Origin of the sequence: Marinobacter shengliensis (genome assembly GCF_030297115.1) — a bacterium.
GTDB lineage: Bacteria > Pseudomonadota > Gammaproteobacteria > Pseudomonadales > Oleiphilaceae > Marinobacter > Marinobacter shengliensis.
Window position 1 is genome coordinate 1,344,735 of record NZ_AP028062.1, and the last position, 20,303, is coordinate 1,365,037.

The 20,303-nt window shown below is 55.6% G+C and carries 15 protein-coding genes; 2 read left to right on the forward strand and 13 right to left on the reverse strand.

Annotated elements, in window-relative coordinates; translation table 11 throughout:
• Positions 1–25: 25 nt before the first annotated feature.
• The 13 genes from QUE75_RS06260 to QUE75_RS06320 form a co-directional block, all read right to left on the reverse strand.
• Positions 26–3,124: a type I restriction endonuclease subunit R gene (locus tag QUE75_RS06260; RefSeq protein ID WP_286254427.1), complete on the reverse strand. Its 3,099-nt coding sequence runs from the start codon at positions 3,122–3,124 to the stop codon at positions 26–28.
• On the reverse strand, positions 3,121–4,158 hold the full coding sequence (locus QUE75_RS06265) for a virulence RhuM family protein (protein WP_286254429.1): 1,038 nt from the start codon (positions 4,156–4,158) through the stop codon (positions 3,121–3,123). The genes QUE75_RS06260 and QUE75_RS06265 overlap by 4 nt, the downstream gene beginning before the upstream one ends.
• Positions 4,159–4,192: 34 nt before the next feature.
• On the reverse strand, positions 4,193–5,353 hold the full coding sequence (locus tag QUE75_RS06270; RefSeq protein ID WP_286254431.1) for an AAA family ATPase: 1,161 nt from the start codon (positions 5,351–5,353) through the stop codon (positions 4,193–4,195).
• 1 nt (position 5,354) lies between these two features.
• A complete protein-coding gene (locus QUE75_RS06275; RefSeq protein WP_286254433.1) occupies positions 5,355–6,614 on the reverse strand; it encodes a restriction endonuclease subunit S in 1,260 nt (419 codons plus the stop codon).
• Complete coding sequence (locus QUE75_RS06280; protein ID WP_286254435.1) at positions 6,611–8,173, reverse strand: type I restriction-modification system subunit M; 1,563 nt, start codon at positions 8,171–8,173, stop codon at positions 6,611–6,613. Before QUE75_RS06280 ends, QUE75_RS06275 begins: the two co-directional genes overlap by 4 nt.
• A 174-nt stretch (positions 8,174–8,347) precedes the next feature.
• Positions 8,348–10,036 (reverse strand): AMP-binding protein, encoded by a 1,689-nt coding sequence (locus QUE75_RS06285; protein WP_286254436.1) that lies wholly within the window; start codon positions 10,034–10,036, stop codon positions 8,348–8,350.
• A gap of 53 nt (positions 10,037–10,089) precedes the next feature.
• Positions 10,090–10,668 (reverse strand): peroxidase-related enzyme, encoded by a 579-nt coding sequence (locus QUE75_RS06290; RefSeq protein WP_286254437.1) that lies wholly within the window; start codon positions 10,666–10,668, stop codon positions 10,090–10,092.
• Positions 10,665–11,573, reverse strand: coding sequence for a hydroxymethylglutaryl-CoA lyase (locus QUE75_RS06295; RefSeq protein WP_286254438.1), 909 nt, complete (start codon positions 11,571–11,573; stop codon positions 10,665–10,667). The genes QUE75_RS06290 and QUE75_RS06295 overlap by 4 nt, the downstream gene beginning before the upstream one ends.
• Positions 11,573–13,567, reverse strand: coding sequence for an acetyl/propionyl/methylcrotonyl-CoA carboxylase subunit alpha (locus QUE75_RS06300; RefSeq protein ID WP_286254439.1), 1,995 nt, complete (start codon positions 13,565–13,567; stop codon positions 11,573–11,575). The genes QUE75_RS06295 and QUE75_RS06300 overlap by 1 nt, the downstream gene beginning before the upstream one ends.
• Before the next feature lie 5 nt (positions 13,568–13,572).
• Complete coding sequence (locus tag QUE75_RS06305; protein WP_286254441.1) at positions 13,573–14,376, reverse strand: enoyl-CoA hydratase-related protein; 804 nt, start codon at positions 14,374–14,376, stop codon at positions 13,573–13,575.
• Between the two features lie 14 nt (positions 14,377–14,390).
• Positions 14,391–15,998 carry a carboxyl transferase domain-containing protein gene (locus QUE75_RS06310; protein ID WP_106695282.1) on the reverse strand — a complete coding sequence of 536 codons (1,608 nt, stop codon included), beginning with the start codon at positions 15,996–15,998 and terminating at the stop codon, positions 14,391–14,393.
• Positions 15,999–16,245: 247 nt separating this feature from the next.
• The gene (locus tag QUE75_RS06315) at positions 16,246–17,412 is read right to left on the reverse strand and encodes an isovaleryl-CoA dehydrogenase (protein WP_286254444.1); all 1,167 of its coding nucleotides are present in this window, start codon (positions 17,410–17,412) and stop codon (positions 16,246–16,248) included.
• A 49-nt stretch (positions 17,413–17,461) separates the two neighbouring features.
• Entirely contained in the window at positions 17,462–17,902 is a 441-nt protein-coding gene (locus QUE75_RS06320) for a MerR family transcriptional regulator (RefSeq protein ID WP_286254446.1), read from the reverse strand.
• Between the two features lie 104 nt (positions 17,903–18,006).
• Here QUE75_RS06320 and QUE75_RS06325 point away from each other — a divergent pair, with 104 nt between their 5' ends.
• Both QUE75_RS06325 and QUE75_RS06330 read left to right on the forward strand, forming a co-directional pair.
• Positions 18,007–18,768, forward strand: coding sequence for an SDR family NAD(P)-dependent oxidoreductase (locus QUE75_RS06325; RefSeq protein ID WP_286254448.1), 762 nt, complete (start codon positions 18,007–18,009; stop codon positions 18,766–18,768).
• A gap of 80 nt (positions 18,769–18,848) precedes the next feature.
• Complete coding sequence (locus QUE75_RS06330) at positions 18,849–19,997, forward strand: acyl-CoA dehydrogenase family protein (RefSeq protein WP_138435629.1); 1,149 nt, start codon at positions 18,849–18,851, stop codon at positions 19,995–19,997.
• Positions 19,998–20,303: the final 306 nt, after the last annotated feature.

Genomic DNA, 20,303 nt, shown 5'->3' on the forward strand with positions numbered 1-20,303 from the left:
CGTTCTTTGCGGCGGGGGGCAAGCACTAGACATTACCACCCACACCTTTGAACTTCTCCACAAACGCAGCAACTTTAGCGAAAACGCTTTGTTTCTTCGTCAGATATTGCGGGTTCAGCGGGCTCATCTTGGGCAGAATGTTATTGAGTTCAGTGCCATTGTCGCTGGCATGTTCTCGCTTCAACGACGTGGCGATATAGCGTCTGGCTGCCTCAGCGTTCAGATTCTCGGCGGTAATGAGTGCTTGTGCTTCACGCTGTTGCTCAGCTCTTGCATAGGTGAAGAACGCATCAATGACACTGGCCTTGTCAGGAATATCGTCCAGATCTGCCTGGTTGATAAAGTCGACCACCAAACTCTCCTTGGCTCTATTACCAAGGCTGGCCCGAATCAGGCGGCGCACTTCTTCAATCAGGTCTGACTTGCTTTTGGTTTTTTTATTGTGCTCAAAGATCAGCTCCAGAATGTAGTCCAGATTGATTTCCTGTGACTTGAGCAGATCCACCTCGAAGACCACATCATCCCATTCGATGCTGGACTGGTTGTTATCGTTGCCGGCTTTTTCGCGGCGCAACCAATCGCGAATGTCGTTGTAGGTGGAGCGATAATCCTGAATCTTGCGCTCGGAGGGTAATCGGATGTTCTGTAAGACGGCGAGATCATCATCGCTCAGATAATGTTTCGCCTTGAATGCCTCCACCTCTTCAGGGTCACTTGTATCAATCGTTTGCAGCGCTTTCAGGCTGGCAAATTCATCGAAATTCTGCAGAATGTTTTCAACGCGAAGGTACTCGCCGAACAGCTTGGAAAACGCCTTCCTGTCTTTTTCTTTAACAATCTCATCCGGGGCGGGAAAGCGCTGTTCCAATTCTGCTACCACCGTCATGAAGCCACGTCGTGCTTCGCCGGTAACGAGATCGGTGAAGCCTTCCATGTATTCCTTGTAGCTTTTCTCCAGCACTACGTTCTTGGTGTTCTTGTCGCCAAACAAGGTGATGGCGTTAATGGTTGCTTGCTCCAGATCACGGAAGGTTACGATATTGCCAAAGGTTTTGGTGGCGTCATAAATCCGGTTGGTGCGCGAAAAGGCCTGGATCAGGCCGTGGTAGCGCAGGTTCTTATCCACGAACAAGGTGTTGAGCACTGGCGCATCAAAGCCGGTCAGGAACATGCCCACCACAATTAACAGGTCGATGTCTCTGGTTTTAACGCGCTTGGCCAAATCGCGGTAGTAGTTCTGGAAGCCGTTGCTGTCGACACTGAAGCTGGTTTTGAATAAAGCGTTGTAGTCGGCAATCGCGGCGTTTAAAAACTCCTTGGCGCTGCTGTTCATAGCCGAGACTTCAAAGCTCTCGTCAGCAATATCGCCAATGGCATCCTGTTCCTCGTTGGCGGCAAAGGAAAAAATGGTGGCAATTCTGAGTGGTTTATCACTCTCGGCTTGAAGTTTGTTCAGCGATTCATAATAGAGCTTTGCGGCGTCCACGCTGCTGACGGCAAACATTGCGTTAAAGCCCATGGCACCCGCTTGTAGACGATGGGTCTTCTGCCGATAGTGATTCAGAATGTACTGTGATACTTCCCGGATACGTTCGGGGTGCAGCAAGGCCTGCCGATTTTCCGCTGCCGTCAGTTTTGTCTCGTCCTGCTCGGTTTCAATGGCTTTGAACTGGGGGCGCACATCGTTGTAGTCCACCTTGAACTTGAGCACCTTTTCATCGCGAATGGCGTCGGTGATCACATAGGAGTGCAATTCGCGACCAAACACGCTGGCGGTGGTTTCTGCACCCAGAGCGTTCTGGGGGAAAATGGGGGTGCCGGTAAAGCCGAACTGATAGAACCGCTTGAACTTCTTCTTAAGGTTTTTCTGTGCTTCACCAAACTGACTGCGGTGGCACTCGTCAAAAATAAAAACGACTTGCCTGGTGTATATTGGCAGGTCGTTTTCGCTCTTCATCAGGTTATTGAGCTTTTGAATGGTGGTGACGACGATCTTGTTATCTTCTTTGTCCAGATTGCGCTTCAGCCCCGCAGTGCTGTCCGAGCCGTTGACGCTATCGGGGGAGAACCGCTGGTACTCCTTCATGGTCTGGTAGTCCAGATCTTTCCGGTCCACCACAAAGAATACCTTTTCGATAACGTCCAGCTCGGTGGCCAGCCTTGCTGCTTTGAAGCTGGTCAATGTCTTGCCGGAGCCTGTGGTGTGCCAGACATAGCCGCCGCTTTCCGGCTTGCTCCAGTTCTTGCTCGCGTGAGAACTTTTGATTTTCCACAGGATACGTTCGGTCGCGGCAATTTGGTAAGGGCGCATTACCAGCAGGGTGTTGCTGACATCAAACACCGAGTATTTCAACAGCACTTCCAGCAGAGTGTTCCTCTGAAAGAAGGTGGTGGTGAAGTCTTTCAAGTCTTTGATCAGGGTGTTGTCGGCCTTTGCCCAATGCATGGTGAAGTCAAAGTTGTTCTTGTCCCGCTGCGTGGTGTTGGCAAAGTAGCGGGTATCAGTTCCATTGGAAATCACAAACAGCTGCAGATACTTGAACAGGGAATGCTCGCTGTTAAAGCTCTCTTTGCTGTAGCGGTGAACCTGATTAAAGGCCTCGCGAATGGCTACACCGCGCCGTTTCAGTTCCACCTGCACCATGGGCAACCCATTGACCAGAATGGTGACATCGTAGCGATTAGCATGGCTACCAGTTTGCTCAAATTGCTTGATGACCTGTAGCTTGTTACGGGTAACGTTCTTTTTATCCAGTAGGTAAATGTTCTGGATACGGCCATCATCGAATACGAAGTCGTGAATATAGTCATCGTGAACTTTGCGGGTTTTATCGATGACGGTTTCACTGGGCCGGTCCAGAAACGTTTCCACAAAGCGCTGCCATTCGCTCTCGGAAAACTGCAGTTTGTTCAGCGTTTGTAGCTGTTGGCGCACATTGGCCAGCAGTGCATCCGGGGAGTTGAGGTCCGGCAGATATTCATACCCCTGGTTTTCAAGGTCGGCGATAAATTCCCGTTCCAGGTCGTATTCACTTTGATAGGTTTCACTGAGCTGAACGCACTTGGTATATCTATCCAGAACGATAAATTGATTGGTTTCGGCAATGGCCTTGTAGTCAATCACGTATCCGCGTCCTTTCTTTGAAGCAGCTTTTTCACTTCGCGATCGAAGTCTGATTCGATATGTTGCTGCTTGTTGAACTTGTCGTATTCGGCATAAGCCTTTTGCTCGGCCTGCTTTCGGCTAACGGTGCCATAGCCTTCCAGAATCCGGTACTCATTGAAGGCAAGAAATTTGTTGACGCTCTCAGCAAAGCTTTCCATCGTAAAACTGTTGCGCCGCTCGATGATGCCTTCGATATAGTCGAAGAAAGCCGAGACTGCCCGTTCGAGTTGTTTTATTTCGGTTTCGCTCAAATAATTCTTCGCGACCACCGAATCTGACTTTAATACCCGGCCAGCCGGTGCGTTTTTGTATGTGTTCATGCCCATCAAAGGTTTACCGGCATCAGCTTTTAGTGAAATGATTTCTGCGGCGGTGTGGCCAGTAATGGCGTAATGGAACTTGTCCTGAACGTGGGCATAGAACAACTGGGTGGTTTTCGATCTGGGGTCGTAATCAATGCTGCATTCAGCAAAAATATCGGTAATCTGCTGGTAGATGCGCCGCTCACTGGCCCGAATGGAGCGCACCCGCTCCAGTAATTCGCGGAAGTAATCTTTACCAAAGTAGCGGCCGTTTTTCAGGCGCTCATCATCTATGACAAAGCCCTTGATGATGTACTCTTTGATCAGCTGCGTCGCCCAGATACGGAATTGGGTGGCCTGTGCCGAGTTGACCCGGTAGCCAACCGAAATCACGGCATCCAGGTTGTAGTATTTGACCCTGTTCGTCTGGGTTTTCCCGGCCACAGCGCCGTGTTCAGTGGTATGTTCCAAAATGGAACATACCACTGATTCCTCTAACTCTCCGCTTTCAAAAATGTTCTTCAGGTGCTTGGTAATTGCCGGGCGCTGCACACCAAACAGCTCCGCCATTCTTTCCTGAGTCAGCCAGATGGTCTCATTGCTGAGCACCACCTCTACCTTTATCTTGCCGTTGGGTGCGGTGTAGAGCAGAAATTCTGTGGTTTGATCTTCCAGACTTAGATTGGGCACAGGGTTCCTTCCTTATGCTTTAATGTCAGTGAGTTCAGTCATTGGCTTCGACCTGCTTCCAAAAGCCATATTCATTCTTCAAGTGATTAAGCAGTAACTTAACAGTCTGCTTCTCGGGCTCTGTTGGCTCGGTGACCGTGTCATTTGACAAGGTTGAATGACTGGAGAACTGGATGATGCGGTTCAAATACGCCTGCTGGTCACCCGGTAAGAGTTCAGACCATCTCGGATAACCGAGAAAGCTCGCCGTTTTCTCGTACAGGTTACGTAAGAGCGTAAAATGGTACCTTTGTACCTGGTTTTCCGCGACTGCCTGCTCAAGGACCTGTTTTAGATATAGATGGTAGGAAAAGCTCTTGTTGGAATCCCCATATTTGGTGTTCAGAAGGTAGCTGCCATTCTCAAAACGTTCCAGCAGGTAGCAGCCTTCTTTTTTACCATTTTTGTTCAAACCAAGTTCATTGTGGAGCACGTTATAAAAAAGAGGGCTGTGAGTTGTGATAATAAACCTCAGCTCAGACTGACTGGATTTGATCAAGCCCGCCAAGTTGACGGCCAACTCAATCAGATGATTTTCATCCAGTGAGCTGACCGGATCATCAATAAAGACATATTCCAGCTGGTCAAACTGGTTCGTCTCACGCTCAGTGGGCTCAGCAACGTTGAGGATTGTAATAACCTGATCCAACAGCGTGTAAAAAATACTCCAGATAAAGTTGCTCTCTTCACCTTTGGAGATTTTCAGGTTGCCGGAGTGCTCGTCATCACCACGTTCAAGAGAAAAAGTCACCTCTGTAAAATCTGCGCTGAAGTGCGGGGTGAGTTTCTGATTAGCATAACGTTGGAAGTTTGTGACGATATTGAGATCCTGCCCCTGATCCTTCAAAACCCAGTCGGTAAAAGAGTTGGGTTGAATTTTCAGCTTAGGTTCTGCATCTGAGTCCAGATCGTTATCCCAATAGAACAAGTCCTCGGTGAACGCATTGTAGTAGAGGATTTTGTTTCTTGAGAATGCAACTTCACCTTCACTATTGGTGACATCTTCTTCTTCTTCATCATCATTCTTCGGCGCAATCAGTTGTTTGAATTCCCGGGATAGGCGGGTTTTCCCCGAGCCATTAAAGGCATAAATCAACTGCACCCTTTTATTGGCGCCTCTGAGCTGTTGGGCTATTTCCGTTAGGGTCTTGCTCATATCAAGCCACGACCTCTTCCGGTTTTGGGAAGCTCAGCAGAAGATCCCGATAGTATTCATATTGTTTTTGCCGCAGCTCGATCTCTCGGGGTAAGCCTTCGGAGATCGAGTCGGTAAGGGCGTTGAATTTGTCCAGAATTGATACAATACGAGCCTGTTCGTCAAGTGACTTCTCGAGATCATCCGGATAGGGGATAGGGATCGAAACCTTCGAAAAGCCGGTCATTAACAGTGTATTGACCTTGGTTCTGGCCACATGCTTCGCCTTCTCAGCAATAAACGAGGCGGTTTGCATGCAGTAAGAAATGTACTTCGGGTTCATTGTATGGCGGAAAGCATAGCAGTGGTCGTGAATAGCGACTTTCCCGTCGCCGAGCCAGGCCACGGCTTTACCAACATCCTCTACAGTCTCTCCCACGTCCGTTATTACCACGTCACCAGGCTGCGCATAACGAAGTGTCTTCGCCATATCACTTCGGACCTGGGAGTGTGCCTGAGTCGTGAATGCTCCGTACCGGGTGTAAATCTCACCGTAATGGATAGCGCTGATACCGTCATCTACATAATCAGCTTTGGTAAAGCGTTTACCCCGAATAAATTCTCCAATCTCTCCGAGCGGCTTCCACGCTACCTCTCCATCTTCGAAACTCAACAACTTGTCGCGATAGTAGTTGTATTGCTTTTTTCTTGCGGTAAGCTCGGCGGTAAGCTCGGCGGTAAGGGAGGTAAATGCGTCCAGAATTCGGACGATTTCGGCCTGGATCTCAAGGGATTTTATGTGGTTTTCGGGGCATGGGATAGGGATCAGATAATTCAAAATTGCCGCTTTGTTTCCGCGCGGCATTTTTGCGCCTTTCACATGCTGCATGTTGTACGAGAAGAACGCGTCAGATGACAAAAGATAATAGAGAAAATTCGAGTCAATAACTTGCTTGTGTGCATCTAGGATGCGTATTGCAAGGACATCACCACTACATCCTCCTGAATTGGTCGCTCTCCACACCTTCTTAAGATAAGGGCGAATATTGCCAAGAAGAATGTCGCCGGGCTCATATGCCGTTATGCGAGAGGTATTCGGCAGGTAATTCGCGTCCATGCGACCACCTTTGTTAGCGACAAGGTTGTCGACTCCTACAAACGAAGTCGAATCAATTATGTCAGCATCGACTCGCGTTGATGAGTATTGAGCCACATCTCCGAGCGCTTTCCACTCAACCTCAACACCATCCAGCAGTTTGTCTATAAAACTCACACTGCTCACGCCTTCCGCTCCTCACCTTCAATTTCAGCCACAATGGCATCAATCTCGGTGCGAAGTTGGTCAATTCTGGCCACTGTGGTTTTCAACTGAGCATTGAGCTGGGTAATGTCGATCTGCTCGCGGGTATCTTTGGCTTCTAGGTAGCTGGTGACCGACAAGTTGTAGTCATTGGCGGCGATCTCTTCAAACGGCACCGACCGGGCAAAGTGTTCAATGTTTTCCTTGCGGTCGAACGCCCGCATGATGTCTTCAACATGCTGATCGGTCAGTAGGTTGGTATTTGTTTCTTTTTTGAAATACGCCTCGCCGCTGGCATCGATAAACTGGGTGGTAGTGTCAGTTTTGTGTTTGGACAGCACCAGGATAGTGACTGCGATGGTGGTGCCGTAAAACAGGTTGGGGGCGAGTGATATCACCGATTCTACGTAGTTGTTGTCTACCAGATACTGGCGGATTTTCTTTTCGGCACCGCCCCGGTAGAAAATGCCAGGGAAGCAGACGATGGCTGCGCGGCCTTTGGCCGACAGATAGCTGAGCGCGTGTAGCACAAAGGCAAAGTCGGCTTTGGATTTAGGGGCCAGCACCCCGGCTGGGGCAAAACGGTCATCGTTAATTAAGGTGGGGTCGTCGCTACCGATCCATTTCACCGAATAGGGCGGATTGGAGACGATGGCGTCAAAGGGTTTTTCATCGCCAAAATGCGGATTGGTCAGGGTGTTGCCTAGCTGCACGTTGAACTTGTCGTAGTTAATGTTGTGCAAAAACATGTTCATACGGGCCAGGTTGTAAGTGGTGTGGTTAATTTCCTGGCCGAAGAAGCCCTCTTCAATAATATGGGCATCGAAATGCTTCTTTGCTTGCAGCAGCAGCGAGCCGGACCCACATGCGGGGTCGTAAATCTTGTTTACGCTGGTTTGCTTATGCATGGCGAGCTGGGCAATCAGTTTTGACACATGCTGCGGGGTAAAGAACTCGCCACCGGACTTTCCTGCATTGGCTGCGTAGTTGGAAATCAGGAATTCGTAGGCATCGCCAAACAGATCGATATGGGCACTGTCAAAATTCCCAAAATCCAGGCCGGCTACACCTTTGAGCACAGCCGCCAAGCGGTAGTTCTTTTCCTTAACAGTGTTGCCGAGTCGGTTGCTGGTGGTGTCAAAATCGGCAAACAGACCCTTGATGTCGCCCTCCGATGGGTAGCCGTTAGCGGAGGCTTCGATGGCAGCAAAGATGGCCGCGAGGTCGGTATTCAGGCTTTCGTTGTTGTTGGCACCCTTGGCAATATTGACGAACAGCTGGCTGGGGTAAATGAAGTAGCCCTTGGTTTTGATGGCATCGTCTTTGATGTCTGGGGTGATGACGCTGTCGGGCAGCTCTGCGTAGTTGATGCTGTCGTCATCGGCCTCGATGTAACTGGCAAAATTTTCGCTGATAAAGCGGTAAAACAGGGTGCCCAGCACATACTGCTTGAAGTCCCAGCCGTCGACAGAGCCACGTACGTCGTTAGCGATCGCCCATATCTGGCGTTGCAGGGCTGCGCGTTGTTGGGTGCTTGTCATTCGGTTTTCCTGTTTCAATCCGGTTTAAATCGCCGTCGGCTCCAATTTGAGGTGGGTAGTATACGAGATAAGGGGCACTAAACTCATCGTTCGTTGCTCGGGAGAGGCTTGATTAACAGAAAACCCCGACACAAGGCCGGGGTCTGAAGGGTGTGACTGGCTCAGAGGAGTGGCTTACTTCTTCAACCCCATCTCCTCAATAGAAATCTCCCGCATTTTGAACTTCTGAATCTTCCCGGTAACGGTCATCGGGAAGGCATCCACAAACTTATAGTTCTTCGGAATCTTGAAGTGGGCGATTTTGCCTTTGCAGAAGGCTTGCAGGTCTTCACCGGTTACCGGGTCTGTGTCTGGGCGCAGTTTTACCCAGGCAATCAGTTCTTCGCCGTATTTTTCATCGGGTATGCCGGTTACCTGCACGTCTTCGATGGCGGGGTGGGTGTAGAGGAATTCTTCGATTTCTTTAGGGTAAATGTTCTCGCCGCCGCGAATCACCATGTCTTTGATGCGGCCGACGATCTGGATGTAGCCGTCTTCGTCCATAGTGGCCAGGTCGCCGGTGTGCATCCAGCCGCCGTCGTCTATCGCTTCACGGGTTTTCTCTTCGTTGTTCCAGTACTTCAGCATCACGCTGTAGCCACGGGTGCAGAGTTCGCCAATTTCGCCACGGGGCACCACGTTGCCGGTGCCGGGGTCGACAATCTTGGTTTCCAGGTGCGGCTGTGTTCGGCCCACGGTGGTGACCTGTTTTTCGAACGGGTCTTCGGAGCTGGTCTGGGTGGAGACCGGGCTGGTTTCGGTCATGCCGTAAGCGATCTGCACTTCCTTCATGTTCATCTTGCCGTTGACCTTTTTCATCACTTCTGCCGGGCAAATGGAGCCGGCCATGATGCCGGTGCGCAGGCTGGAGAGGTCGTAGGTGTCAAACTCCGGGTCGGCCAGTTCGGCGATGAACATGGTAGGCACGCCATACAGGGCGGTGGCTTTTTCCTGGTGCACGGCCTGCAGCACGGTTTTGGGGTCAAAGCCTTCGCCTGGGTAGATCATGGCGGTGCCGTGGGTAATGCAGCCCAGGTTGCCCATCACCATACCGAAGCAGTGGTACAGGGGCACGGGGATAACCAGGCGGTCGTTCTCGGTCAGGCGCTGGCTTTCACCTACAAAGTAGCCGTTGTTGAGGATGTTGTGGTGGGTGAGGGTGGCGCCTTTGGGGTTGCCGGTGGTGCCGGAGGTGAACTGGATGTTGATGGGGTCATCAAACTGCAGTTCGCTCTGGCGTTGGCTGAGATCGGCTTCGGAAACGTCACCGGCAAAACCGATGAACTCTTTCCAGGTCCACATGCCGTCGTGCTTGTCGTCGTGCATGTTGATGACGGCGCGCAGGTCTGGCAGGTGATCGGCTTTGAGTTTGCTTGGTGCGCTGCGTTTCAGCTCTGGCGCCAGCTCGTAGATCATTTCCCGGTAGTTGGAGGCTTTGAAGCTGTCTGCGGTGACCAGGGTGGTGATGCCGGCCAGGTTGAGGGCGTATTGCAGTTCGTGCACGCCGTAGGCCGGGTTGATGTTTACCAGAATGGCGCCCACTTTGGCGGTGGCGAACTGGGTAACGGTCCACTCATACCGGTTGGGAGACCAGATACCTACCCGGTCGCCGCGTTTGACGCCAATAGCCATAAAGGCGCGAGCGGCTTCGTTGACCTTTTCAACGAACTCTTTGTAGGTCCAGCGGATGTCCTGGTGCAGGCACACCAGGGCGTCGTTGTTGGGGAATTTTTCGGCGGTGCGGTCAAGCATGTCGCCGATGGTCATCCCCAGTAGCGGTTTGTCGGCGGTGCTGCTGGTGTAGCTCGGGAGAGTCTTGCTCATGTCTCTGCCTCCATTTGTTTTTGTAATTGAGGGCTGGCAAGTCAGTGCACTTGCTAGCGACTCTGGCTGTGGTATTCCGGGTTGGGTTGCATGTCGCTGGCGATGGCCACGCGGTTACTCATGTTGTAAAAGCCGATCAGGTTGCTCAGGTCCCAGATGCCTCGGTCACTCAGGCCGGCGTCTCGCAGGGCCTGGGTGTGTTCTTCGGTCACCAGGGCGGGTGTGCGGGTGAGCAGAGAGGTGAAATCGAGCATGGCCCGCTGGCGCTTGTCGAGTTTGGCGCTGCGGTAGTTCATCACCATGTGTTCGCCCAGGGCTGGGTCGCCGCTCAGTACCCTAACGGCGGCACCGTGGGCGACCAGGCAGTAGAAGCATTTGTTCTCTGAGGAGACGACCACGGCCACCATTTCACGCTCGAGTTTGCTGAGTTCGCTTTCGCCGAGCATGAGTTCGTTGTAGAGGCGGGTGAAGCCTTCTAGCTGTTTGAGGTTGTGGCTGTAGGCGGTCAACACATTGGGGATCATGCCGAGTTTTTCCTGGCAGATCTGGAAGTACTTTTGGGTGTCTTCGGGCATGTCGCTGATCTCCGGGATGGGGAGATCCAGGGCGACGACATTCTTGTTATTGCTCATCCGCAGTTTCCTCCAAGGGCCTGGCCGACTTTGGAGCCGTTGTGGCGGTTCAGTTGGTTGCTGATCCAGTCGCCGGTGGCGACCAGTTTGTTCAGATCCACGCCGGTGTTGATGCCTAGGCCGTTAAGCAGGTATAGCACGTCTTCGGTGGCCACGTTGCCGGAGGCGCCTTTGGCGTAGGGGCAGCCGCCTAGGCCGGCGACGGAGGCGTCGATGATCGAGACGCCTTCTTCCAGCACCGCGTAAAGGTTGGCCAGGGCTTGGCCGTAGGTGTCGTGGAAGTGCGCGGCCAGTTTGTCCATGGGTACGTGGGCGGCGACGGCTTCGAGCATGCGTTTGGCTTTTAGCGGGGTGCCCACGCCGATGGTGTCGCCCAGGGAGATTTCGTGGCAGCCCATGTCGTACAGGGCTTTGGCTACGGTGGCGACTTGTGCCGGGGCGATGTCGCCTTCGTAGGGGCAGCCCATGACGGTGGAGACGTAGCCGCGCACGGGGATACCGTGTTTTCGGGCTTCTTCCAGCACCGGGGCGAAGCGTTCCAGGCTTTCGGCGATGGTGCAGTTGATGTTCTTTTTGGTGAAGGATTCGGACGCGGCGCCGAATACGGCCACTTCGTCGGCTTGCGCGGCCAGGGCGCCTTCAAAGCCCTTTAAATTCGGGGTGAGGGCGGAGTAGCGTACGCCGGGTTTGCGGGTGATGCCGGCCATCACGTCGGCGGCGTCGGCCATTTGTGGCACCCATTTGGGCGACACAAAGCTGGCGGCTTCGATGTGGCTCAGGCCGCAGTCGGCCAGTCGGTCGATCAGGCCGGTTTTGATGGCGGTGGCAATCACCGCGCCGGGCTCGTTCTGCAGGCCGTCCCGGGGGCTCATCTCAACCAGGCGCACCTGTTTGGGAAAGGCCATCAGCCTGCCTCCTCTTCGGTGACTTCGATGGCGATCAGTTCAGCACCTTCAGACACCTGGTCGCCTTCGGCGAAGAAAATGTCGGTGACTACGCCGTCGGCCGGGGCTTTGATGGCGTGTTCCATTTTCATGGCTTCCATGATCACCAGGCTTTGACCGGCTTTAACCTTGTCGCCGACTTTCGCTTGCACGGCCACAATGGCGCCGTTCATGGGTGCGGCCAGGCTGCCTTCGCCGGCCATTTCTTCAAAGCCGTAGCTTTCTTTGTAGAGGGTGCAGTTGAAGGTGTCGCCTTCGTAGAAGAGCATCAACTGGTCGTTGTGCAGGTTGCCGTGAACGCTGATGCGATGGCCGTTAATCACCGCCTGCAGGTAGTCGTCGTCCAGGCGCATGGTGAGGTTGTACACGCTGCCGCCCACGTACACCTGGTAGCGGTCGTCCCGTTCCAGAATTTTCAGGTCGTGGATGTCGTCGCCTACCTGCAACTGCAGCGGCTGGGCGTATTCGGAGTTCATGCGCCAGCTGTTCTGACGGGCGAAGGGCGACCAGGGGTCTGTGCTGATCACTTCCCGGGATTTGCGTTGCTCCAGCACAAAGCCGGCGGCCAGTACCAGGGCTTTGTGGGTATCCAACCTGGATTTCGGGAACAGCAGGTCGCGGTGGTCGTCGATAAAGCCGGTGGTCAGCTCTGCTTCCCGGAACGGCTGGGCGTCGGCCAGGGCATGCAGGAAGCGGATGTTGGTTTTCACGCCGGCGATGCGGTAGTGCTCCAGGGCCTGGACCATGCGGTTGATGGCCTGGTCCCGGGTTTCGTCCCACACGATCAGCTTGGCGATCATCGGGTCGTAGTGGATGCTGATGTCATCGCCTTCTGTGACGCCGGTATCCACCCGCACGTGGGCGCTTTCATCCGGGGTGCTCAGGTAGCGCAGGTTGCCGGTGGCGGGCAGGAAGTCCTGGTCCGGGTCTTCGGCGTAGATGCGCGCTTCCAGTGCGTGGCCCCGGGTTTTTACCTGGGATTGCTCCAGTGGCAGGGGCTCGCCCCAGGCCACTTTCAGCTGCCATTCCACCAGATCCTGGCCGGTGACCATTTCGGTGACCGGGTGTTCCACCTGCAGGCGGGTGTTCATTTCCATAAAGAAGAAAGAGCCGTCCACGTCGTACAGGAATTCGACGGTGCCGGCACCCACGTAGTTGATGGCTTGTGCGGCTTTAACGGCGGCTTCGCCCATGGCTTTGCGGGTTTTGTCACTCAGGCCCGGCGCCGGGGCTTCTTCCAGTACTTTCTGGTGGCGGCGCTGCACGGAGCAGTCCCGTTCCGCCAGGTACACGCCCTTGCCGCTCTGGTCGCAGAACACCTGGATTTCCACGTGCCGTGGCTGGGTCAGGTAGCGTTCGATGAGCATGTCCGGGTTGCCGAAGGCGTTCTTCGATTCCCGTTTGGCGGCGGCCAGGGCGTCGTCGAAGTCTTCCATGCGTTCCACCACCCGCATGCCTTTGCCACCGCCACCGGCGACGGCTTTCAGCAGCAGCGGGAAGCCGCATTTCTCGGCCTCCTGGCGCAGAGTTTCCGGGGATTGGTCGTCGCCGTGGTAGCCGGGCACCAGCGGTACGCCGGCTTTTTCCATAATGGCCTTGGCGGCGGACTTGGAACCCATGGCGGCGATGGCCGAGGAGGGCGGGCCAATGAAGACGATGTCGTTGGCTTCGCAGGCTTCGGCAAACTGGGTGTTCTCAGACAGGAAGCCGTAACCCGGATGGATGGCCTGGGCACCGCTTTCCTTGGCAATTTCGATGATCTTGCCGGCTTTCAGGTAGCTCTCGGAGCTGGGGGCCGGGCCAATGTGGAAGGCTTCGTCTGCCATGGCCACATGCCGAGCGTCTGCGTCTGCATCGGAATACACGGCAACGCAGCGGATGCCCATGCGATGGGCGGTATGGATGATCCGGCAGGCGATTTCGCCGCGGTTGGCAATCAGAATTTTGCTGAACATTGTTGTTATTCCTCCGGAACCCAGTTGGCCTTGCGCTTGTTCAGAAAGGCGCTGAGGCCTTCCTGTCCCTCTGCACCCACCCGGATGTCCGCGATGCGTTGTGCGGTGTCGTCGATCACGTCCTGGCCGATCACCCTGTGGCTGACGGCAAATACCAGATCTTTGGCGGCTTTCATGGCTTCTGGCCCGTTGAGGGCAAGCTGCAAAAGCAGTTCGTCGCAGCGGCGTTCCATGGCGCTTTCGTCTTCACACACTTCATGCACCAGGCCGAAGTGCTCGGCTTGCCGGGCGGTGAAAACTTCGGCACTGATAAAGTAGCGCCGGGCCTGGCGCTCGCCGATGGCGCGCACCACGTAGGGGCTGATCACGGCGGGAATCAGGCCGAGTTTGACTTCGCTCAGGCAGAAGCTGGCCTTCTCGGTAGCCAGTACGATGTCGCAGCAGGCGGCCAGGCCAACGGCGCCTCCGAAGGCGGCACCCTGAACCAGGCCGATCACCGGCTTGGACAGGTGGTTGAGCACGTTCATCAACCGCGCCAGTTGCCGCGAGTCGTCCAGGTTTTCCTGTCGGCTGTTGTCGGCCATGCGGCGCATCCAGCCCAGATCCGCTCCGGCGGAGAAGTGTTTGCCTTCGGAGCGCAGGATGACAACGTGGGTGTTGTTGTCTGCGTCTACCTGTTCCAGCGCCTTGATCAGTTGCTGGATGATCACGTCGTCAAAGGCGTTGCGTTTGTCAGGGCGGTTGAGCACAACCTCGGTGACACCCTTGGCGCGGTGATTGAGGCGAACCGCTGGTTCCTGATCGGTCATGGCGATGTCCTCCATCACATCCGGAACACGCCGAAGCGTGTTGGCTTGGCGGGTCGGTTGAGGGTGGCAGACAGGCTCAGGGCAACCACTTCGCGGGTCTGGGCCGGGTCGATCACGCCGTCGTCCCAGAGGCGCGCGCTGGCGTAGTAGGGGTGGCCCTGGTGTTCGTAGGTGTCGATGATCGGCTGCTTGAACTTGGCTTCTTCGTCGCTGCTCCAGTCCTGGCCTTTGCGCTCCATGCCTTCCCGTTTGACGGTGGCAAGCACGCCGGCGGCCTGTTCACCGCCCATCACGGAGATGCGGGCGTTCGGCCACATCCACAAGAAGTCCGGGCTGTAGGCGCGGCCGCACATGCCGTAGTTGCCCGCGCCGAAAGAACCGCCGATCAGTACGGTGATTTTCGGTACGTTGGCACAGGCCACGGCCATGACCATTTTGGCGCCGTGTTTGGCGATGCCTTCAGCCTCGTATTTCTGGCCCACCATAAAGCCGGTGATGTTCTGCAGGAACAACAGCGGGATGTTGCGCTGGCAGCAGAGTTCGATGAAGTGCGCGCCTTTTTGCGCGGACTCGCTGAACAGGATACCGTTGTTGGCGATGATGCCCACCGGGTAGCCGTGAATGTGGGCAAAGCCGGTAACCAGGGTTTGGCCGTAGTAGCGTTTGAATTCGTCGAATTCGGAGCCGTCGACAATGCGGGCGATCACATCGCGCACGTCGAACTGCTTGCGCAAGTCGGTGCCGACGATGCCGTAGATTTCTTCGGCGCTGTACAGGGGCGCTTTGGGCTTGCGGATTTCCACGTCCACCGGTTTGCGGCGGTTGAGGTTGGAGATGCAGCGCCGGGCGATGTCCAGGGCGTGGGCGTCGTTTTCGGCGTAGTGGTCGGCCACGCCGGAGATTTTGCAGTGTACGTCTGCGCCGCCCAGGTCTTCGGCGCTGACCACTTCGCCGGTGGCGGCTTTCACCAGCGGCGGGCCGGCCAGGAAGATGGTGCCCTGGTCGCGCACGATGATGGATTCATCGGCCATGGCGGGCACGTAGGCGCCGCCGGCCGTGCACAGGCCCATGACGACGGCGATCTGGGGGATGTCGTCGGCGCTCATGCGGGCCTGGTTGTAGAAGATGCGGCCGAAGTGGTCGCGGTCCGGGAAGACTTCGTCCTGCCTTGGCAGGTTGGCGCCGCCGGAGTCCACCAGGTAGATGCAGGGCAGGCGGTTTTCCAGGGCGATTTCCTGGGCGCGCAGGTGTTTTTTGACCGTGAGCGGGTAGTAGCTGCCGCCTTTGACGGTGGCGTCGTTGGCGATGATCATGCATTCGGTGCCGGAGACGCGGCCCACTCCGGCCACCACGCCAGCTGCCGGGACTTCTTCGTCGTAGACGTTGTAGGCGGCGAACTGGCCGATTTCGAGGAACGGGGAGCCGTCATCCAGGAGGCGGTTGATGCGCTCTCTGGGCAGCAGTTTGCCGCGGGCGATGTGGCGTTCCTGGTAGCTTGGGCCGCCGCCTTGCTGGATGGTGGCGACTTTTTCTTTCAGGTCTGCGACGGCTTTGGCCATGGCGTTCTGGTTGGCCAGGAATTCGTCGGACCTCGGGTTTATTTTGCTCTGCAGTATCGTCATTTGTTCTCGTCCCATTATTTGGGGGCGCGGGGTTGGCAGGATGCCCTTCCGGAAACCGCTACGAGCACATCCATGTGCGCTTCTCTCAGGCCATCCTTGGCCTTCGACATTTCCGGAAGGGCATCCCGCCAACCCCTCGGCATGCTTTGGGTGCGGGATTCTCGGAAAGACACCCTGCCAGGCCCTCGTCGTGCTTTGAGTGCTAGCGTCCGTAAAACTCTGGAAGCCACTGGCTTGGAACTGTTTTTTATTTGTTCAGGTACAGCTCTCTGCCGATCAGCATTCGCCGGATCTCAGACGTGCCCGCGCCGATTTCATAAAGTTTGGCGTCTCGCAGCAGGCGGCCTGTGGGGTATTCGTTGATGTAGCCGTTGCCGCCGAGCAGCTGGATGGCGTCCAGGGCCAGTTTGGTGGCCATTTCGGCGGAGTAGAGGATGGCGCCGGCGGCGTCTTTGCGGGTGGTTTCGCCGCGGTCGGCGGACATGGCGACCATGTAGACGTAGGATTTGGCGGTGTTCATCCAGGTGTACATGTCGGCGACTTTGCCCTGTACCAGTTCGAATTCGCCGATGGCCTGGCCGAATTGTTTGCGTTCGCGGATGTAGGGTACGACCACGTCCATGGCGGCTTGCATGATGCCCAGGGGGCCGCCGGAGAGGACGAGGCGTTCGTAGTCGAGGCCGCTCATGAGGACTTTGGCGCCGTTGCCTTCGCCGCCGAGGACGTTCTCTTTGGGTACTTTGCAGTCTTCGAACACCAGTTCACAGGTGTTGGAGCCGCGCATGCCGAGTTTGTCGAGTTTCTGGTGGCGGCTGAAGCCTGGGTAGTCGCGTTCTACGATGAAGGCGGTGACGCCTTTGGAGCCGGCTTTTACGTCGGTTTTGGCGTAGATCACGTAGGTGTTGGCGTCCGGGCCGTTGGTGATCCACATTTTGTTGCCGTTGAGGACGAAGTGGTCGCCTTCGTCGCGGGCACTGAGCTTCATGGAGATGACGTCGGAGCCGGCGTTGGGCTCAGACATGGCGAGGGCGCCGATGTGTTCGCCGCTGACCAGTTTGGGCAGGTATTTCTGTTTCTGTTCTTCGGTGCCGTTGCGGTGAATCTGGTTTACACACAGGTTGGAGTGGGCGCCGTAAGACAAGCCAACGGAGGCGGAGGCGCGGCTGATTTCTTCCATGGCGATGACGTGCGCCAGGTAGCCCATGTCTGAGCCGCCGTATTGCTCGCCCACGGTAATACCCAGCAGGCCCATGTCGCCCATTTTCCGCCACAGGTCCATGGGGAACTCGTTGTTGCGGTCGATCTCTTCAGCGCGCGGTGCGATTTCAGCGGCGGCGAAGCCGTTGATCTGTTCGCGCAGCATGTCGAGGGTTTCGCCGAGACCGAAATTGAGTTCTGAGTATTGTGATTTCATCGTTGGCTACCTTGTTGTTCTTGAATTGGGTCTGTGTGCTTCGTCACGCTCAGGTGACGGTTTGTTTGGATTCTTTTTGCCCTGCGTCCTGCTGTTTCTTTTTCTTCTGCAGGTCTTCCAGTGCTTCGCGGCACCGGGTTTCGGCGGTTTCGATTTCCATTTCCGCCTGGGCAATGTCGTTTTTCTGTTGTTCGAGCTGGGCGCGCCTGTCGGCGAGGATTTCCAGCATCTTCAAAAGCTGTTTCTCGTTACCGGTGAGGGTTTCGTCCCACAGGTCGAACAGTTCCCTGGTTTCTGCCAGGGAGAAGCCCATGCGCTTGCCCCGGAGAATAAGCTTCAACCGAACCCGGTCTTTGGTGCTGAAGATGCGGGTTTGGCCCCTTCGGGTGGGCTTGAGCAGGCCCTGATCCTCGTAGAATCGGATGCTTCGGGTTGTCACGTCGAACTCCTGGGAGAGCTCGCTGATGCTGAAGGTTCTTTTTTCGTTCATCACGATTTCCTTTTTAGACCAAGGTTAGATAAAGTTTACGTAAACGTAAAGTAGTTTTCGGGTCCGATTTTCAACAAATACAATCCTGAGAATAGGAGTGCATGATGGAATTCAAGAATGTGGCGGCCATTGTAACAGGCGGGGCGTCCGGGCTGGGCGAGGGCGCCGCGCGTGCCCTGGCGGCTGCCGGGTGTAAAGTCGCGATCCTGGATCTTCAAAAAGAGCAGGGCGAAAAAGTAGCCGCAGACATTGGCGGGATTTTTGTAGAGTGCGATGTGAGCTCTGCGGAAAGTGCCGAAGCCGCCATCAATGCTGCGCGGGAGGCCCATGGCCCCTGCGGTGTTGCGGTGAACTGCGCAGGTATCGCGCCGGCGGCGAAGATCCTGGGCCGGGAAGGTGTGATGCCACTGGACAGCTTCAGCAAGGTGATTCAGGTAAACCTGATTGGTACCTTCAACATCCTTCGCCTGGCCGCAGCCGACATGGCCCAGCGTGAGCCCAACGCCGATGGCGAGCGTGGTGTGATCATCAATACGGCTTCTGTAGCGGCTTACGAGGGCCAGATTGGCCAGGCCGCCTACAGTGCTTCCAAGGGCGGGGTTGTGGCACTGACTCTGCAATCCGCCCGCGAGCTGGCCCGTGAAGGTATCCGCGTGAACACCATCGCCCCCGGCCTGTTTATGACACCGATGATGGCCGGTATGCCGGAAGAAGTGCAGGACAGCCTGGCGGCGACACTGCCGTTTCCCAAGCGATTGGGTAAGCCGGAAGAGTTCGGCATGATGGTAGACCAGATGGTGCGCAACCCGATTCTGAACGGCGAAGTGATTCGTCTGGACTGCGCCCTGCGCATGGCGCCCAAGTGAATTGATGCAAACCACCCGCCACAAGCGGGTTCAGGCAATTGGATTCGCCACAAGCGAACGAATAACAACAGGTGAGTAATATGACCAACCACGTCGATCAAGAAGAATTGGCCATGTTTCGGGAGTCGGTGATCAAGGCCCTGGAAGCCGAGGTGAAACCACACTACGAAGCCTGGGAGAAAAGCGGCATCGTGCCACGGGAGCTCTGGAATACCCTGGGCAACGCCAGTTTACTGTGTGTCGACGTGCCGGAAGACTGCGGCGGCATTGGTGCGCCTTTCCAGTTTTCTGTGGTGGTGGGCGAAGAAATGGCCCGCATGGGCTTCGGGGCGCTGTCTACCAACGTGATGGTGCACTCGGACATCGTGGCGCCTTACCTCAGCCACATCGGCAACGAGGCCCAACGCCAGCAATGGTTGCCAAAAATGGTCTCCGGCGAAGCCGTCGGCGCCATCGCCATGACCGAACCGGGCGCGGGCAGTGACCTGCAGGCCATGCGTACCAGTGCGGTAAAGGATGGTGACGATTACATCCTCAATGGCTCCAAAACCTTCATCACCAACGGCCAGCACGCCGACATGGTGATCGTTGCCGCCAAAACCGACCCGAAAGCTGGCGCCCGGGGCATCAGTTTGTTCCTGGTGGACACCTCATTGCCGGGCTTCAGTAAAGGCCGCAACCTGGACAAAATCGGCCAGCACTCCGGCGATACCTCCGAGCTGTTTTTCTCGGACATGCGTGTTCCCTCGTCGGCTTTGCTAGGCGAGGAAGGGCAGGGCTTCATGTACCTGATGCGGGAACTACCCCGCGAACGCCTGGTGATCGGCGCCCTCGGCGTCGCTGCTGCCCGAGGCTCCCTGGACCTGACCATTGCCTACGCCCAGGAGCGGGAACTGTTCGGCCAGAAGCTCAGCCAGCTGCAGAACACCCGCTTCGAAATCGCCCGCATGGAAACGGACTACCGCATCAACAAGGCGTTTGTTGATCAGTGCATCCGCGAATACGAAGACGGCAAACTGGATGCGCCCACGGCGTCCATGGCCAAGTACAGCGCCACGGAGATGCAGTGCCGGGTGGCTGATGGTTGTTTGCAGTTATTTGGGGGCTACGGTTACACCACCGAATATCCGATTTCCCGGAACTTTATCGATGCTCGGGTGCAGAGGATTTACGGCGGTACTTCAGAGGTGATGAAAGAGATTATTGCCCGTTCGGTACTTGGGCGCTGAGGGGGCTGGCTTCGGCTCCTAGCCTGATGGTTGGCGGGCGGGTACGGGGGGTATGGGGTATTTTTCTTCTGGGAAAAACAACTCGCTTCGCTCAGACATCTTTTTCCCTGCCAGAAAAATACCCCATACCCCCCTACCGACGTGCAGCACGGGAATACCAAGGGAAAAAAACAAATGCAGTTATTTAGCGACTACCCGCCAATGCCCGTCGGCGCGGGGTGGTTGTTGGATTTTTTGCCGGAAAAAGATGTCTGAGCGAAGCGAGTTGTTTTTCCAAAAAAAATTCAACAGCCACCCCGCAAGCCC

Excerpts from the sequence above, each read along its gene's own strand:
- QUE75_RS06270 (WP_286254431.1), bottom strand. The coding sequence starts at position 5,353 with ATGAGCAAGACCCTAACGGAAATAGCCCAACAGCTCAGAGGCGCCAAT.
- QUE75_RS06280 (WP_286254435.1), bottom strand. The coding sequence starts at position 8,173 with ATGACAAGCACCCAACAACGCGCAGCCCTGCAACGCCAGATATGGGCG.
- QUE75_RS06285 (WP_286254436.1), bottom strand. The coding sequence starts at position 10,036 with ATGAGCAAGACTCTCCCGAGCTACACCAGCAGCACCGCCGACAAACCG.
- QUE75_RS06290 (WP_286254437.1), bottom strand. The coding sequence starts at position 10,668 with ATGAGCAATAACAAGAATGTCGTCGCCCTGGATCTCCCCATCCCGGAG.
- QUE75_RS06295 (WP_286254438.1), bottom strand. The coding sequence starts at position 11,573 with ATGGCCTTTCCCAAACAGGTGCGCCTGGTTGAGATGAGCCCCCGGGAC.
- QUE75_RS06300 (WP_286254439.1), bottom strand. The coding sequence starts at position 13,567 with ATGTTCAGCAAAATTCTGATTGCCAACCGCGGCGAAATCGCCTGCCGG.
- QUE75_RS06305 (WP_286254441.1), bottom strand. The coding sequence starts at position 14,376 with ATGACCGATCAGGAACCAGCGGTTCGCCTCAATCACCGCGCCAAGGGT.
- QUE75_RS06310 (WP_106695282.1), bottom strand. The coding sequence starts at position 15,998 with ATGACGATACTGCAGAGCAAAATAAACCCGAGGTCCGACGAATTCCTG.
- QUE75_RS06315 (WP_286254444.1), bottom strand. The coding sequence starts at position 17,412 with ATGAAATCACAATACTCAGAACTCAATTTCGGTCTCGGCGAAACCCTC.
- QUE75_RS06320 (WP_286254446.1), bottom strand. The coding sequence starts at position 17,902 with ATGAACGAAAAAAGAACCTTCAGCATCAGCGAGCTCTCCCAGGAGTTC.
- QUE75_RS06325 (WP_286254448.1), top strand. The coding sequence starts at position 18,007 with ATGGAATTCAAGAATGTGGCGGCCATTGTAACAGGCGGGGCGTCCGGG.
- QUE75_RS06330 (WP_138435629.1), top strand. The coding sequence starts at position 18,849 with ATGACCAACCACGTCGATCAAGAAGAATTGGCCATGTTTCGGGAGTCG.